This window comes from Paracoccaceae bacterium (assembly GCA_019454225.1).
In the GTDB taxonomy this organism is placed as follows: domain Bacteria; phylum Pseudomonadota; class Alphaproteobacteria; order Rhodobacterales; family Rhodobacteraceae.
In genome coordinates, this window is sequence record CP075370.1 from 1,171,747 (window position 1) to 1,189,245 (window position 17,499).

At 67.0% G+C, this 17,499-nt stretch carries 8 protein-coding genes; 4 read left to right on the forward strand and 4 right to left on the reverse strand.

The features are described 5' to 3' along the window. Positions 1-111: 111 nt before the first annotated feature. Positions 112-1,146, forward strand: coding sequence for an AbrB family transcriptional regulator (locus KF887_05540; protein ID QYK42575.1), 1,035 nt, complete (start codon positions 112-114; stop codon positions 1,144-1,146). A gap of 5 nt (positions 1,147-1,151) precedes the next feature. Here the strand turns inward: KF887_05540 and KF887_05545 are convergent, their stop codons facing one another. The 4 genes from KF887_05545 to KF887_05560 form a co-directional block, all read right to left on the reverse strand. Beyond that, on the reverse strand, positions 1,152-2,129 hold the full coding sequence (locus KF887_05545; protein ID QYK42576.1) for a D-2-hydroxyacid dehydrogenase family protein: 978 nt from the start codon (positions 2,127-2,129) through the stop codon (positions 1,152-1,154). Further along, positions 2,126-3,217: a 4-oxalomesaconate tautomerase gene (locus KF887_05550; protein ID QYK43453.1), complete on the reverse strand. Its 1,092-nt coding sequence runs from the start codon at positions 3,215-3,217 to the stop codon at positions 2,126-2,128. The genes KF887_05545 and KF887_05550 overlap by 4 nt, the downstream gene beginning before the upstream one ends. Positions 3,218-3,276: 59 nt before the next feature. Then, complete coding sequence (locus KF887_05555; protein QYK43454.1) at positions 3,277-5,211, reverse strand: tripartite tricarboxylate transporter permease; 1,935 nt, start codon at positions 5,209-5,211, stop codon at positions 3,277-3,279. A 164-nt stretch (positions 5,212-5,375) separates the two neighbouring features. Further along, positions 5,376-6,482, reverse strand: a complete 1,107-nt coding sequence (locus KF887_05560) for a tricarboxylate transporter (GenBank protein QYK42577.1) — start codon at positions 6,480-6,482, stop codon at positions 5,376-5,378. 162 nt (positions 6,483-6,644) lie between these two features. Between KF887_05560 and KF887_05565 the strand changes: the two genes are divergently transcribed. From KF887_05565 to KF887_05575, 3 genes are all read left to right on the forward strand, one after another. After that, on the forward strand, positions 6,645-7,310 hold the full coding sequence (locus KF887_05565; GenBank protein ID QYK42578.1) for a response regulator transcription factor: 666 nt from the start codon (positions 6,645-6,647) through the stop codon (positions 7,308-7,310). Next, on the forward strand, positions 7,310-8,677 hold the full coding sequence (locus KF887_05570; GenBank protein ID QYK42579.1) for a sensor histidine kinase: 1,368 nt from the start codon (positions 7,310-7,312) through the stop codon (positions 8,675-8,677). The genes KF887_05565 and KF887_05570 overlap by 1 nt, the downstream gene beginning before the upstream one ends. 644 nt (positions 8,678-9,321) lie before the next feature. Further along, positions 9,322-17,484: a hypothetical protein gene (locus KF887_05575; GenBank protein QYK42580.1), complete on the forward strand. Its 8,163-nt coding sequence runs from the start codon at positions 9,322-9,324 to the stop codon at positions 17,482-17,484. The last annotated feature ends 15 nt before the right edge of the window (positions 17,485-17,499 follow it).

The window sequence follows — 17,499 nt, forward strand, 5'->3', positions numbered from 1 at the left end:
ACGCCTGCGACGGCTGCCTGAAGCTCGCTGTCATCGGACATGAAACGACTCGCTTGCGGCGGCTGTGTCCTGATGTATACAGTTGGATACAAATCTGCGCAGGGAGACATCATGCCGCCCGACATGGCCCGACGCGGGGCAACGCTGGCCCTTGCACTGGCGGGCGCCGTGCTGTTCCACCTGTTGCATCTGCCCTTGCCATTCCTGTTCGGCCCGATGGCGGCGTGCCTGATCGCCGCGCTGGCCGGTGCGCCGCTGAAGGGCATGGGGCCGGTTTCGACGCTGGCGCGGACGGTTCTGGGCGCGGCGGTCGGGGCCTCGATCACGCCCGAGGTCGTCGGACGTATTCCCCAGATGGCGGGCAGCGTGGCACTGGTGCCGGTGTATGTGGCGATCATCGGACTGGTGGGGTTCCCGTTCTTCCGGCGTATGGGTCACGATCCGGCGACGGCGTGGTATGCCGCAATGCCGGGCGGATTGCAGGACATGGTTGCCTTCGGGCAGGAGGCGGGGGCGGATGTGCGCGCGCTGTCTCTGATCCATGCGACGCGCGTGCTGATCATCGTGACGATGGCGCCGGTCATCCTGACCTGGGCTTACGGATCGAGCCTGAGCGGTGCGATCGGCACCCCGGCGCGCGACATGCCGATGGGCGAGTTGGTCATTCTGGCCGTGGCGGCCGTGGCGGGTTGGAAGATCGCGGAGCGGATAGGGTTGTTCGGGGCCTCGATCCTTGGGCCGATGATCCTGACGGCGGCGCTGTCGCTGGCCGATGTAGTCCACACGCGCCCGCCCGCCGAGGCGATCCTGGCGGCGCAACTGTTCATCGGGCTGGGGATCGGCGTGCAGTATGTCGGCGTCACCTGGCGCGAACTGCGGGCTTTCGTGCTGTCGGGGTTGGCCTTTGTTGTCCTTCTGGCCGCGCTCGCCGCGCTGTTCACCGAAATCGTCACCCTGTCCGGCCTCGCCCGCCCGGTCGAGGGCTTCCTGGCCTTTGCGCCCGGTGGGCAGGCGGAAATGACGGTGCTGGCGCTGGTCACGGGGGCGGACCTGGGCTTTGTGATCCTGCACCACCTGACGCGGATGGTCGTCGTGATCCTGGGCGCGCCCGTCGCCGCCCGGCTGGTGGGCGTCAGGCGCGGATAGCGGAACTAAGCCCCGCGGTCCCAGACTTCGGGGTTGATCATGTGGATCGGCATTCCGGCCGCATAGGCGTTGACCTGATCGAAGATATCGCTGAACTGCAGGTCAAGTTCGTCCTCGGTCACATAGCCGATATGGGGTGTCGGCAGGACATTCGGATGTGTCAGCAGCCCGTGCTGCGGGTCGCGCAGGGGCTCGGTGTCAAAGACATCGACCGCCGCATGGATGCGGCCCCGGGCGATCTCTGCCTCCAGCACGCCGGGCGCGATCAGCCCTGATCGGGAGGTGTTCACCAGAAGGCTGCGCGGGCGCATCGCCGCCAGATCGGCGGCGGTGATGATGCCTTTCGTTTCCGGCTTCAGTCGGACATGCAGGCTGACGATATCGGAGGTCGCAAAGAAGGACTCGCGGCCGTCCGCAACGGTCTTGCCATCGCCGCGGGCGCGGGCACGGCCTGCCTCGGACGCCCACCACTGGACCTGCATCCCCAGGGCCAGGGCATAGCCCTGAACCGCCCGGGCGATGCGGCCATAGCCGTAAAGGCCGAGCGTCCGCCCGCGCAGGGTGCGACCGACGCCCATCTGCCAATCGCCCTGCCGGATGCTGGCCACCTGCTGCGGGATCTGACGGAAGCTGGCCAGCATCAGCGCAAGCGTCAGCTCTGCCGCCGCATAGGAGGGGGCGTCGCCATGCATGTTGGAACAGAGCAGCACCCCGTTGCGGGTGCAGGCAACCACATCGACATGGGGGTAGACGCTGCGCTGGCTGATCAGACGTAGGTTGGGCAGGCAGTCCAGAAGTTCGGCGCCAATCCGTGTTCTTTCGCGAAACAGCACCAGCGCCTCGGCCTCCTGCACCCGTACGGCCAGTCGGGCCGGGTCGGGTTCGTGATCGGTCCATACGGTGACATCGTGGCCCGCCAGCCGCTGGAAACAGGGCAAACCGCGCAGCGTATCGAACCAGTCGTCCAGAATATGGATCTTCATTTCCCGTCCCAGACCGCCCCCTGCACCATCACTTCGCCCCGGGCCAGAAGCCGCGCGGTGCGCAGGAGCCCGGCCGACTTCAGGACAAAACCGTTGCTACCGTTTTCATAGTCGACAGTCACGTCGATGGCGCCGCTGGGATGTTCGATCAGGACCAGGGCAGGCACGCCCTGGGGCGCGGTGAACAGCCCCTCGGCCACGGTGCCGGGGGTCAGGACGCAGGACGCCAGACATTGCGCCCCGGTCACCGCCATCGTCGGATGGCAGTTCCACGGCATGAAGTAGCGCGCGGTGACAGTGCCGCCCTGCCGTGGCGGGGCGAGAAGCGCGAATTTCGGGGTGACCGATTTCGAAACGTCGCCCATGCCCATCTTTTGCCCTGCCTGCAGGCGGATCGGCTCCATCCGGGCGTAGAAGTCGCGGTTGGCGTCCAGTTCTTCGACCGTCTCATAGCCTGTCAGGCCGAAGTCGCTGGCGCGGGCGATGGCGATGGGCATGGCCACGTCCATGCAGGTCACCTCGATCCCGTCGATCACGTCGCGCAGCTGCCCGGTCGGCAACAGGGCGCCGGTCGATGACCCCACCACATCCATGAAGTTCAGGAACACCGGAGCCGCCGTGCCGGGCACGCCATCGATCGCGGCATCGCCGGCATAATCCACCTGACCGCCCGGTGTGCGCACGACGGCCTCGACCTTGGCGCCGGTGTTGACCGAGCGGATGCGGATGCGCGTGACATCGCCTTGCGGGTCGATCAGCCCCATTTCCAGCGCGGCCGGCCCGACGCCCGACAGGATGTTGCCGCAGGTAGGCTTGAAGTCCACCAGCCCATCCTCGACGCTGACCTGCGCAAAGAAATAGTCGATGTCGCAATCGTTCGTGTCCGACCGCGACAGCATGGCCACCTTGGTCGTCACCGCCGCCCCGCCGCCGATGCCGTCGATGTTCAGCCGGTGCCCCGACCCGACCGCGGCGACCAGAACGCGGGCCAGCGTCTCGCGGTCCTGCGGCAGGTCCTCGCGCCGGAAGTACGGCCCGCGCGAGGTGCCGCCGCGAAAGAAATGAAAGGGAATGGCGGTCTGGGCCATCATCGTATCCTCATGCAAACGGAAAAGGCCCGCGCCGGGGGGCGCGGGGCCGGATGCGGTCAGCGGAAAGGCCAGGGCAGGTCCGCGGCGTCCTGCAACAGCCCCGAGGGGAAGTTCAGCGCCAGCGCCCAGGCCAGCAGCAGGATGAACCCCGCCGCCGCCGCCGTCATCAGCACCACGGCCAGCGGCCCGGCCTTGGCCCGGACGATCAGGAACGCCGGAAAGAACACCAGCAGCGCCGCATAGAACCCGACCAGCGCCGTCAGCCCGACCAGTCCGGCGATCCAGGCCAGCCCGCCCCACAGGCTGCCGATGCCCGGCTGGCCGACATGGTCACCCGTCAGCTCGCCGTCGAAATGCGCGTGGTGCCCGGTCTTGCCTGCCACCAGTTGCGGGATCAGGACGGCCAGCATCCCCAGCCCGATCACCGCCACCGACAGCGGAAACACCTGCGCCAGGAAATCGTGTTTCAACGCATCAAGCAGCGCGACCAGCAGCACCGCACCCATGGCCAGCGCAAAGCCGATCTGCGGCAGATGCACCCGCAGGCCCGGCTTGTCCGGCGCGTCATCGGCCTTGGGCACGACGCTGCCGTGCTCATCCACCCGGTTGCGCAGCCCGAAGTATACCGAGGCCAGCGTCATCAGCCCGATGACGATCACCCCGGGACGTCCCAGGAAGGACCAGCCGTTGAACTGCAGCGCCTGGTAGAGATAGGTCTCGGCCTGCGGAGCCAGCACATAGCCGATCAGCAGTGCCGGGCGCGGCCAGCCGAACCGCTTCATCAGGACGCCCAGTACCCCCAGCACCAGCAGCGCGACCAGATCGGCCAGCGACCGCGTGGCCTGGAAAGCGGCGAAGCAGATCAGGACGATCATGAAGGGGGCGAGGCGCTGGAATGGGATCTGCGTCAGCCGCGAGATCGGGATGGCCAGCGCAAGGCAGATGGCCGCGCCCATCACGTTGGCCAGCGCCAGCGACCAGACCACCGAATAGGTGATGTGCAGATCCGACCCCACCATCGCGGGGCCGGGCTGGATGCCGAGCAGCACCATGCCACCCAGGAACACCGCCATGGCCCCCGACCCCGGGATGCCGAACAGCATCGTCGGCAGCAGCGCGCCGCCCTGCATGGCATTGTTGGCGCTTTCCGGCGCGATCACGCCGCGGATGTCGCCCTTGCCGAACTGCGGGTCCTTCTTGACCGTCTGCACGGCGTGGCCATAGGCGATCCAGTCCACCACCGATCCGCCAAGGCCGGGAATGGCGCCGATGATGCAGCCCAGCCCCGCGCATCGCATCGACAGCCAGACATTCGCCCACCAGTCGCGGAAGCCCTGGAACCAGCCCGACCCCAGCGCATGGCCCGATGCGATGGCCGAGTTCTTGCGCAACAGGTCGGCAATTTCCGGGATGGCGAAGAAGCCAAGGCCCACGATCACCAGCGGGATGCCGTCATAGAGATAGTCGAAGCCGAAGATCATGCGGAATTCGCCGGTGGCTGGCGCCCCGCCGATCGAGCCGATGATCAGGCCGATGCAGCAGGCCGCCAGCCCCTTGGCCAGGCTGCGCCCGGCGAGGACCGCCACCATCGACAGGCCGAACAGGGCCAGCATGAACAATTCGGCCGACCCGAAGGACAGGATGATCGGCCGCGCGACGACCACGAACCCGGTCAGCACCACCGCGCCGAAGATGCCGCCCGCCATGGACGAGATGAAGGCCGCCGACAGCGCCCGGGCCGCCTGGCCCTGCCGGGCAAGGGGAAAGCCGTCCAGTACGGTCGCCTGGCTGGCCGAGGACCCGGGAATGCCCATCAGGACCGACGAGAAGGTGTCCGATGTCGGGATCACCGCGACTAGTCCGATCAGCATCGCAAGGGCGGTGATCTCGTCCATGCCGTAGAGGAACGGGATCAGCAGCGACAGGCCGGCGATGCCGCCAAGCCCGGGGATGACGCCGATCACCAGCCCGACCGAGACGCCGATCAGCATGTAGAACAGGTGCTCGAGGGTCAGCAGCGCGCCAAGCGCGGTGAAAAGGGTATCGACCACGGCCGGACACTCCCCGTGTTGGTCGCGCGGCGGCGACGGGTCAGCAATCAGAGCGGGACAGGGTGCGGGTGGCTCGGGCCACCCGCAGGAAGATGGCCGAGGGATCAGTCCTCGCCCAGCTTCACGCCGTATTCGGTGCCCAGCATGCCGGCCACCTGCTTGCGCAGTTCGGGGGCGATGGTCGTGCCCTTCTCGAAGAGCGCCTGCGCCAGCTGGCCGGTCACCTGGTCGTACGAGCCCAGCACCGCCTCGGCATTGGCCAGGTAGTCGGGGTCGGCCTTCATGTCCTCGAACGCCTTCTGGTAGGCCGCCACGATGTCGTCGGGCGTGTCCTTCGGCAGGAACACCATCTTCTGCGCCGGGAAACCGGCGGTGAAGAAGGCGAAGTAGGCGTCATAATCGGCGCCCGACGGGGCGTTGCCGGTCAGGGTCTGGTACGCCTCGACAAAGGACGGCAGGTCCGGGAAGGTCGGGTCGCGCACGACCTCGCCCGCCTCGTTCAGCACGCCCCAGCTGAACAGCGGAACGGCCTGACCGGCATCGACCAGCGGCTGCACGCTTTTGATGTAGGCCGACGAGGTCTGGTAATCGATGTTGGTCTCGCCACGTTCGAAGGCCAGGCGGCCGTCGCCGCGGCCCTTGAAGCCGAAGACGTGCTGCACGTCGAAGCCCATCAGCCGGAAGCCCAGAAGCGGCACCAGGTCCAGCGAGGTCGCGCCCTGGCTGGCATAGACCAGTTGCTGGCCCTTCAGCATGCCGATGTCTTGAGGCCCCTTCAGGCCCAGGGCCGGGGTGGTATAGACCACGCCGCCGGTCGGGCCGGCCATCGCGATCTTCCAGTCCTTGTATTCGTAGCGCACGCGCGGGTCGCCCAGGAGATACGGGAACTGAGTGGAGCCCGAGGTGCCCAGGATCATCAGGCCATCGGGCTTGGCCCGGGCGGCGAACAGGTTGGTCCCCTTGGTCGAGCCGCCGCCGGGTTCGTTGACGACGACCACGACCGGGTTGCCCGGCAGGTACTTTGACAGAAGCGGCGCGTTGAAACGGGCCCAGGTGTCCGACCCGCCCCCGGCCGAGAACGGGATGATCCATTCCACCGTCTTTCCGGAGAAATCGGCCTCTGCAGTCGCGGGGCCCGCAAGGCCAAGTGCCATCGCGCCGGCTGCCAGTCCAAGCGCCACGCGCCGGGTAATCTTCGTTTGTTCCGTCATGTCGTCCTCCCTCGTGTCCAGTCTCGCACGCACTGCGCCCCGCGGGCGCGGGGACAGCGCAGGATTCAGCCGTGCTTGATTTTTCCTCCCCAGCCCGGCTTCATCGGAAATGAATAGGGGGATTTCCTGTCGGCAACCTGTCCGGTCGGAAGAAAGATTGCGATGCGGGTCATCCTGATCGAGGACAACCAGAGCCTTGCCAGAGGCATCGAGAATGCCCTGCGGGACCGGGGCCATGCGGTTGACCATATGGACGATGGCGCTGATGGCGACAGTTTCCTGACGACCGGTCATGCAGATGTGGCCATCATCGACATCAATCTTCCCCGGCTTTCGGGGCTGGAGATCATCCGGCGGATGCGCGCCCGCGGGGATGCGACACCTGTCCTGGTGCTGACCGCGCGCGGCAAGACGTCCGAACGGGTCGAGGGGCTGGAGGCCGGGGCCGACGACTATCTGGTCAAGCCCTTCGAGATGGAGGAACTGGTGGCCCGCCTGCGCGCCCTGGCCCGCCGCAGGCCCACGGTTGCCCCGCAACGCGAAAGCATCGGGCGCCTGACCTATGACCGCGACCAGCGCATCGTGCTGCTGGACGGGCGCAACCTGGACCTGCCGCGCCGGGAACTCGCGCTGTTCGAACTGCTGCTGGATCAGCGCGGACGGCTGATCGACAAGGACCGGATCGCCGATGCGCTGTATGGCACCGGGGTCGCGGTGGAACAGAACGCGGTGGAGCTGCTGGTCTCGCGCCTGCGCCGCAAGATCGACGGATCGGGCGCCACCATCCGGACGGCGCGCGGGTTGGGATACATGCTGGACGACGGATGATGCCGCGCCACATCTCCTTGCGCGGGCGGCTGTTCCTGCTGCTGATCCTGCCCTTGATCGTGGTGGCGGCGGCGGCATCCTTTGCCCGCTATCAGGCCGCGAACCGGCTGTCGCAGGAGCTCTATGACAACACCCTGCTGGCCGTCGCGCTGACAATCTCGCGCGATGTTGTGATTTCCGAAGGCGACATCCTGACCGAACAGCTGCTGGAGGACCTGACCGCCGCGCTTGGGGACCCGGTCTATTACCGCATCACCGGGCCGGGAGGCAGTTTCGTCACCGGTTATTCCGACCCGCCGAACCTGCCCGACGGGGTTGTCAGCCAGGGCGGCGAGCCCGTTTTCTTCGACAGCACCTCGCTGGGACAGCCGGTGCGCGCGGTCGTGCTGCGGGAATTCATCAGCGAACCGCAATTCGGCGGCTGGGTGACGGTGGAGGTCTGGCAGACGATCAGCCAGCGGCACGCCCTGTCGCGCCAGCTTGTCACGCAATCGGTGATGCTCCTGGGGTCCGTCATCGTCACTGCGGCGCTGATCCTGTGGTTCGGAATTCAGGTCGGGCTGAAGCCGCTTCTGGACCTGCGCGACGCCATCGGCCAGCGCAGTGCCGACGACCTGCGCCCGATCCGCCGCTGGGTTCCGCCGGAACTGCGCCCGCTGGTGGTGACCACAAACTCGCTTTTTGAACGGCTTTCCCGGGCGTTTGCCCTGCGTGACAGCTTCATCTCGGATGCGGCGCATCAGATGCGCAACCCGGTGGCTGCCATGCAAAGTCAGGCCGAGGCCGCGATGACTGCCCCGATCGAAGCGGACCTGCGGTCGCGCGTGGCCGATCTTGCCGACAGCGCCCGCGCGATCAGCCGTCTGACGGCACAGCTTCTGTCACTGGAAAGGGTCAGGGGGCGCAGCCTGAAGGAATTCGTCCAGCCTGTGGATATCGTGACGCTGCTGCGTGACAGGGTGCGCCCCTTTGCCGAAACCCAGCTTCGGCGCGGCGTGGACGTCAGCTTTTCCATCACGGGAACACCCCGTCCGGTCGATTGCGACCCCGTTCTGGTCGAGGAACTGGTGACCAACCTTCTCGACAACGCCGGAAAATACGGGTTGCGTCCCGGCGGGCATCTGGATGTGGCGGTCGACTTTGCCCCGCAAGGCATCACGCTGCGTTTTGGTGACGACGGCCCCGGAATCCCCCCCGAAATGACCGAACGCATCTTCGACCGCTTCTTCCGGCTGGATTCGGACCAGTCGCGCGGCTGTGGGCTCGGTCTCGCGATCGTTGCCGATGTTGCCAAGGCCCACGCCGGCACGGCCATTTGCCGGTCTGGTGGATCGGGCGCTGTCTTCGAGATCCACCTTGCCCGCTAGGGCGCGCAACGAAAAGGATGCTCGACCAGATCGGCGGCTTCGGCCCGCTGGTCCCGGGTACGGCACAAGTCTCTTGGCCTCGGAGCAGTGTCAACGCACCGCTTGCAGCCACTGTGGCACGTTCTTCGGGGCAGTGCCTTTGCATCGACAAAAGCGCTTCCAGGAACGCGCTGCGATGACAGGACAGAGTGCCACTGGTCAGCCGTGCACCCTCCGCAGGCTTTGCAATGTAGTCGAGAACGTCCGAAGTCAGGCCCCCCTATCGCTGCCATATATTACTGATTTAATTAGAAAAGTATCGTCTTGGCGCGTATCCCCCAGGCCTGCCTGCAAGCGGGAAGCGCCTGGGGTGGCCTGCGTCCGGTTTCGTCGGTACGTCCTCCGCCGGGCAGACCGGTGTGAAGCGAGACGTCCCTTGATCCGCACGGCCTGCCCGTCACCCGTTCGCGTCGCGTCGGTTCCGCGCGCGTGGCGCCGCAAGCTGCTTTCATGACAAATGCTGTCATCATGGCGTTGCCAATTGAACAGACGCGAAATGGTCAATAGTCTGCCCGCGAAAGCTTGGTGGGTTCCTTGGCAAAGCTCTGCAACGAAAGTCTTTTGTCGGTTCTCGCCGTGCCAGCCGCACCGGACGAGATTGAAAAATGACAGGTCTTTCGCAGGCAGAGGTCAACGCCCTTCGCGCCGGGGCGACTTCGGCGCTTGACGCGCTGAACGCTGCATATCGTGCGCAGGCACTGGCCGAGACGCTGCCGCTGGCGGGCGCATCGCTCGGCGCGGCGGGCGGGGCGGCTTCGGACATCGCGCTGAACCTGCGTCTTGCGCTGGCCAGCGGGCTCGCGACGCTGTCAGGCGCCGCAACCTATACTGTCGCCGAGATCGAGAATGCCGTCGATGACGCCATACGTGATCGTGGCATTGCCGGTGTGAACGTCGATGCCGATGTCGGCCCTGGCGGTTTTGTCCTGTCGTTCTCGGGCTATGACATCGGCTCGGCGACCGTGGGCGTGCCGACCGACCTCGGGCTGCCCGGGATGGCGCTGAGCGTCGAGGGTACGATCGACGTCGAGGCCCACGCGGCGTTCAACCTCACCATGGGCCTCGATGCCGTCGGCTTCTATCTGCAGACCGGCGCGGGGCAGGGGATCGAGCTTTCGGTCGGCGGCAGCAATCTCGACCTGGCCCAGGGCGGGAACTTCGGCATCCTGTCCTATGAGATCAGCGATCAGGGTTCGTCCGTGGCGCTCGATTTCGACGTGCGACTGACCGATGCGGACGGCAAGTTGCGGTTGTCGGAACTGTCGTCCGACTTCCTCGCGGTCACGGCAAGCGGCGCGGCGGATATCCGGCTGGGGCTGGCCGCAGACTTTGGGTCGGGGGCACTGCCCTCGGTCTCGGCGCTGCTGAACGTCGACTGGGATTTCGCGAACGCCATCGTCAATCCGTTCGACCAGAATGAGACCTTCGGATCTCGACCGACCGTCGTCGTCGGTGATGTGACGCTCGATCTTGGCAGCTTCCTTGAGGACGTGATGCTGCCGGTCTTCGATGCGATCCGACCGGTCCTCGGGCCTATCCGCATCGCGCTCGATGTCGTGACGGCCGATATCGGAATGCTCAAGCTGCTGCCCGACTGGGAGACGTTGCTCGACAAGACCGGCGACGGCAAGATCAACCTGCTCGACCTGCTGCGGCTGGCCGACCAGGCGCTCGATCTCGGGCCGATCGAGGATTTCATACAACTGGCGTCGGATATCCTGACCTGGGCGGATTTCCTGTCGTCGGTCGATCTGGCCGCGGCCGACCTGGTGTTCGGCGATTTCTCGCTGGGGCCGGGGCAGGACATCCGGTCACTGGCCTTCGATCTGGCCGAGGCATCCGGAAACTTCGACTCCCTGGCGCAGACCCTGACCGATGCGATCTCCGCCCTGTCGGGGGGCGGCTGGGAAGGCGCGGGTGGCGGACGCGACATTCTGGAGCAGATGGCTTCGGGCAGCACATTCAGCCTGCCGATCCTCCAGGACCCCGCGCAGATCATCAAGCTGCTGTTCGGAGGCAATGCGGACCTCATCGAGATCGACTTTCCGCGCGTGGAATTGTCTGCCGGCAGCGAAACTCTGATCCAGATCCCGGTGTTCCCGGGTATCAACGTGGCCATCGGCGGCATGGTCAGTGCCGCGTTCGACCTTGCCTTCGGATATGACACACGGGGGCTGACGCAGCCCGGCGCCTCGATCACCACGGCGCTGAACGGGCTTTACATCATTGACGGGCCCGCAACGGAAGTGGCCCTGCAGGCCGCGATCAACCTTGGCGTGAACCTCGACGCGCTGATCGCAAGTATCTATGGCGGTGGCGACATCACCGGGACCATCCTGCTGGATCTGGCCGACGGCCTGCAATCGGTCCCCGGACGGCTGTATTTCGACGAGTTCATCGACGCCGCGACGGCCAATCCGTTCAGTCTGTTCGATACCTCGGGGTCGATCACGGTGGGCCTCTCGCTGGCGGCGCGGGTGCTGGGCGCCGACGTGTTCCGGCTGGACAGCCCTCGCCTGACGCTTGCCGATTTCAACTTTGCCGAACGGGCAACGCTGCCTGTCGAGGCGCCGCTGGGGCTTGGGACGCTTGCCGGGGGAACGCTGACGCTGAACGTGGGGGCGCTTGCCGGTGGTCGGACCGTCGGCGGGGCGACGGATGGCCCGGAAACGGTGAACGTGTCGGCGGGCATCGGCGGTGAAACCTTCGTTTCGATCGACGGCTACGCCGAGGGCTTTTCAGGCGTCAGCCGGATCGTCGGCGACGCGGGGGCGGGCAACGACCAGATCGCACTGGGGGCGGCGCTCGAGATCGCGGGCGACCTTTCCGGCGGTGACGGCAATGACCTTCTGGCAGGCGGTTCCGCCGGCGACACGCTGTCGGGCGGGGGCGGCGTCGATACGCTGTTCGGGCGTGATGGCAACGATGTGCTTGCGGGGGGTGACGGTGACGACATCCTTCTGGGCGGTGCCGGCGCGGACACGATCGACGGCGGCGCAGGCGAGGACATGGTGTCCTATGCCTACTCGGATGCCGGGGTTGACGTCGACCTTGGCACGGGTGAGGGCCGCGGCGGCGAGGCTGAAGGGGATCGGCTGGCCAACGTCGAGGTGCTGCAGGGATCGCGACATGCCGATACGCTGTCCGGAAGCGCGGCGGACGAGATGCTCGTGGGCCTCGATGGCGATGACGTGCTTTCGGGGCAGGGTGGCTCGGATGTGCTGCTGGGCTCGGCCGGTCATGACATACTGGACGGTGGCGCGGGGGCCGACACGCTGGTCGGCGGGGCCGGGGACGATGTCTATTACGTCGATGATGCTGGCGATGTCGTGGATGAGAACCGCTATGGCGAGATACGTCCCGGCGATGACCCCGGTATCGATGAGGTGCGGGCCGCGATCGACTGGTCGCTGTCGACCGGCGCTCAGGGCGACATCGAGAACCTGACGCTGATCGGCGCCGCCGTGGTCGGTACCGGCAATGCGCTGGACAACGTGATCACGGCCAATGCCGCGGCACTGCCCGGCGGATGGCTGAACGGTGCGGGCGGCAACGACACGCTGATCGGTTCGGCCGCGGGCGAGGTGCTGGACGGTGGCACCGGCGCGGACAGCATGATCGGCGGTGCGGGCGACGACACCTATCTGATCGACAGCCTGGGCGATGTCATCGTCGAAGGCGTGGATGGCGGCATCGATACGGCGATCGTCAGCCTTGCAAGCTACACGCTGGCGGCCGACGCCGATGTCCAGATCCTCGCCCTGGCTCCGGCGATCTTCTCGGGTCGCCTGGAAGGCAACGCGCTTGACCAGCTGGTGATCGGCGCGGACGGCAATGACACGCTGATTGGCGGCGGGGGTGCCGATGCGCTGAATGGCGGCGAGGGGATCGACCGCGCCAGCTATCGTACGGCGGCCATGGGGGTGGCCATCGACCTCGCGCTTGCCGCGCAGACCGGCGGCGACGCCGAGGGCGACACCTATGTCGACATCGAGGAGTTCGAGGGTTCGGTGCATGCCGACCGTCTGACCGGCGCTGCCGGCCATGACGTATTGATCGGCCTCGCAGGCAACGACACGCTGGCGGGCCAGGACGGCAACGATACGCTCTACGGTGGCGACGGGGCCGACATCCTGGACGGCGGGCTCGGGGTTGACCTGTTGCAGGGCGGTGACGGCAACGATCTGTATCGGGTCGACAATGCCGCTGATGTCGTGACGGAAACCGGAACGGGTAGCGATACGGTCGAGGCCTCGGTGGACTGGTCGCTGAACATGGCCGGGCAGCAGACCGTCGAGGTGCTGGTGCTGACCGGCGCGGCGCGGCGCGGCACCGGCAATTCTCTGGACAACCTGATCGTCGGCACCTCGGGCGCGGATACGCTGAACGGCCTTGCCGGGGCGGATACGCTCGATGGCGGCGCGGGCCGCGATGTCTACATCCTGGACAATGCGGCCGATGTCGTGCTGGACAGCGGCGGTCGCGATCTGATCGAGTTCTCGACCGCCACTGCGGGTGGCTATGACATGGCCGCGAATGCGACGACCGTCGAGGACCTGACGGTCGTCGATGCCTTCCGCAACGTCGCCATCACCGGCAACAACCGCAACAACCTCATCATCGGCAACAGCCGCAACGACCTTCTGTCGGGCGGGGCAGGCAACGACACGCTGATCGCGGGCGGCGGCGGGGTCGAGCAGCTTTACGGCGGAAGCGGGGACGACGACCTGCGCCTGACCCTGGCCTCGCGCGGGCAACACACGCTCGATGGTGGCGAAGGGATCGACACGCTGCGCATCGACTGGTCGGACACCACGTCGAATGTCACCCGCGTCCAGACGTCGAATGTCAGCTATTACCAGACCAGCGTCCCGATATTCGGAACGATCCAGGCGCATTTCACCGGGTTCGAATCCTATGATCTGCGGTCGGGCTCGGGAACGGACATTCTCTTTGGTGGCGATCGTGACGACACGCTGCATGGGGGTGCCGGAAATGACCGGCTCTATGCCTATCGCGGCGCGGCGGATCTGAGCGGCGGGACAGGCCACGACTTTGCCCTGGTGAGCCAGCGCACCAGCGATGACGTCGACCTCGGCCTCGACTTCCGTCTGCGGCTCCTCGACACGCAATCGGGTCCTGTCACGGTGAATGCGGGGACGGCGGTTCAGACGGTCTGGGAAAGCATCGAACTGGTCCACCTCTACACCGGTGCAGGCAACGACCTCTACGACACGCGGGGGGTGGCGTCGTCGTCCGGCCTCTACGGCTTCTCGCACTACTTCAGCGCGGGGGCGGGGGACGACACCTATGCGACGGACCTGCTGTCGCTGGGCTTTGCCGACTTCGACGCGGGCGAGGGCTATGACCGGCTGATCATCGACTGGTCGGCGACGGCGGCGGACGTGACGCGGGTCAGCACCTCGAGCGAGCTTTACTACCGCACCAGCGTGCCGGTGTTCGGCTCGGTCGAGCAGCACTTCTCGGGCGTCGAGGAGATCGACCTGCGGACCGGGTCGGGCAACGACATCGTCTACGCGGTGGGCGGGCGGGACTGGTTCCGCACGGGGTCGGGCAGCGACCGCGTCTACGGGCTGGACCGGGGCGACACGCTGGATGCGGGCGCGGGGCAGGACTGGGCGTCGCTGGACCTGCGCTGGGGCGAGGGCGAGACCGACCCGGCCGAGGACATCGCGATGGTGCTGGCCGCGAACCAGACCACCGAGGCGGTGTATTACGCAGGGACCGCGTCCGAGACCCGCATCCTGGGGATGGAGCGGATGTACCTGTATACGGGTGCGGGCAACGACCTCTACGACACGCGGGGGGTGGCGTCGTCGTCCGGCCTCTACGGCTTCTCGCATTACTTCAGCGCGGGGGCGGGGGATGACACCTATGCGACGGACCTGCTGTCGCTGGGCTTTGCCGACTTCGACGCGGGCGAGGGCTATGACCGGCTGATCATCGACTGGTCGGCGACGGCGGCGGACGTGACGCGGGTCAGCACCTCGACCGAGCTTTACTACCGCACCAGCGTGCCGGTGTTCGGCTCGGTCGAGCAGCATTTCTCGGGCGTCGAGGAGATCGACCTGCGGACCGGGTCGGGCAACGACATCGTCTACGCGGTGGGCGGGCGGGACTGGTTCCGCACGGGGTCGGGCAGCGACCGCGTCTACGGGCTGGACCGGGGCGACACGCTGGACGCGGGCGCGGGGCAGGACTGGGCGTCGCTGGACCTGCGCTGGGGCGAGGGCGAGACCGACCCGGCCGAGGACATCGCGATGGTGCTGGCCGCGAACCAGACCACCGAGGCGGTGTATTACGCAGGGACCGCGTCCGAGACCCGCATCCAGGGGATGGAGCGGATGCACCTCTACACCGGTGCAGGCAACGACCTCTACGACACGCGGGGGGTGGCGTCGTCGTCCGGCCTCTACGGCGTCTCGCACTACTTCAGCGCGGGGGCGGGGGATGACACCTATGCGACGGACCTGCTGTCGCTGGGCTTTGCCGACTTCGACGCGGGCGAGGGCTATGACCGGCTGATCATCGACTGGTCGGCGACGGCGGCGGACGTGACGCGGGTCAGCACCTCGACCGAGCTTTACTACCGCACCAGCGTGCCGGTGTTCGGCTCGGTCGAGCAGCACTTCTCGGGCGTCGAGGAGATCGACCTGCGGACCGGGTCGGGCAACGACATCGTCTACGCGGTGGGCGGGCGGGACTGGTTCCGCACGGGGTCGGGCAGCGACCGCGTCTACGGGCTGGACCGGGGCGACACGCTGGATGCGGGCGCGGGGCAGGACTGGGCGTCGCTGGACCTGCGCTGGGGCGAGGGCGAGACCGACCCGGCCGAGGACATCGCGATGGTGCTGGCCGCGAACCAGACCACCGAGGCGGTGTATTACGCAGGGACCGCGTCCGAGACCCGCATCCTGGGGATGGAGCGGATGTACCTGTATACGGGTGCGGGCAACGACCTCTACGACACGCGGGGGGTGGCGTCGTCGTCCGGCCTCTACGGCTTCTCGCATTACTTCAGCGCGGGGGCGGGGGATGACACCTATGCGACGGACCTGCTGTCGCTGGGCTTTGCCGACTTCGACGCGGGCGAGGGCTATGACCGGCTGATCATCGACTGGTCGGCGACGGCGGCGGACGTGACGCGGGTCAGCACCTCGACCGAGCTTTACTACCGCACCAGCGTGCCGGTGTTCGGCTCGGTCGAGCAGCATTTCTCGGGCGTCGAGGAGATCGACCTGCGGACCGGGTCGGGCAACGACATCGTCTACGCGGTGGGCGGGCGGGACTGGTTCCGCACGGGGTCGGGCAGCGACCGCGTCTACGGGCTGGACCGGGGCGACACGCTGGATGCGGGCGCGGGGCAGGACTGGGCGTCGCTGGACCTGCGCTGGGGCGAGGGCGAGACCGACCCGGCCGAGGACATCGCGATGGTGCTGGCCGCGAACCAGACCACCGAGGCGGTGTATTACGCAGGGACCGCGTCCGAGACCCGCATCCTGGGGATGGAGCGGATGTACCTGTATACGGGTGCGGGCAACGACCTCTACGACACGCGGGGGGTGGCGTCGTCGTCCGGCCTCTACGGCGTCTCGCACTACTTCAGCGCGGGGGCGGGGGATGACACCTATGCGACGGACCTGCTGTCGCTGGGCTTTGCCGACTTCGACGCGGGCGAGGGCTATGACCGGCTGATCATCGACTGGTCGGCGACGGTGTCCAACATCACCCTCGTGCAGTCCGGCGCATCCTCCTATTACCGCACCAGCGTGCCGGTATTCGGCACCGTCGAGCAGCACTTCTCGGATGTCGAGGAGTTCCACCTGCGGGGCGGCTCGGGCAATGACCGGCTGGCCGGGGCGGCGGGCAATGACGTGCTTTCGGGGGGCGGCGGGCGCGACACGCTGTCCGGCGGGGACGGCCGCGATACTGTCAGCTATGCCACGTCGACGGCCGCCGTTCAGGTGAACCTGACCGCGCTGCCGGGCGGTTTCCAGTCCGCCACCGGGGGGGACGCCACCGGCGACGTGATCTCCGGTTTCGAGAATGTGGTGGGTTCGCGTCACGGCGACGTGCTGACGGGCGATTCGGGGGTGAATGGTCTTCAGGGGCGTGCGGGCAATGACACGCTGGACGGTGGCGACGGGAACGACCGGCTTGTCGGTGGCCGTGGGGCGGACCTGCTGATCGGGGGTGACGGGATCGATACCGCCAGCTACCGGACCTCGAAGGCAGCCGTCGAGGTGAACCTTGCTCTCGGGTCCGCCCGGGGCGGTGACGCCAGGGGCGATGTGCTGATCGGTATCGAGAACCTGACCGGCTCGTCCCATGCGGACAGCCTGACGGGCGACGCCGGCAACAACGTGATATCGGGCGGTGCGGGCAACGACATCCTCTCGGGTCTGTGGGGCGACGACCGGCTTGTCGCCGGCGACGGTGACGACACCCTGATCGGCGGCGCCGGGGACGATGTCATGACCGGCGGCTTCGGGGCAGATGTCTTTGTCTTCGACATCGGGTTCGGTCGTGACCGGATCACCGATTTCTCGGCGGATGACACTGTCCGGATCTCGCAGGCCCTGTGGGAGGCGGCGGGCGATCTTTCCGTCAGCGATTTCATCGCCAGCCATGCGATGCAGATCGGAAGGCGGGTCGAACTGCATTTCTCCGACGCCGATATCATCCGGATCGACGACATGACGGTGGCCCATCTTCAGGACAGCCACGCGCAGTTTGTCATCTTGTGAGTCCGGACGCGCGCC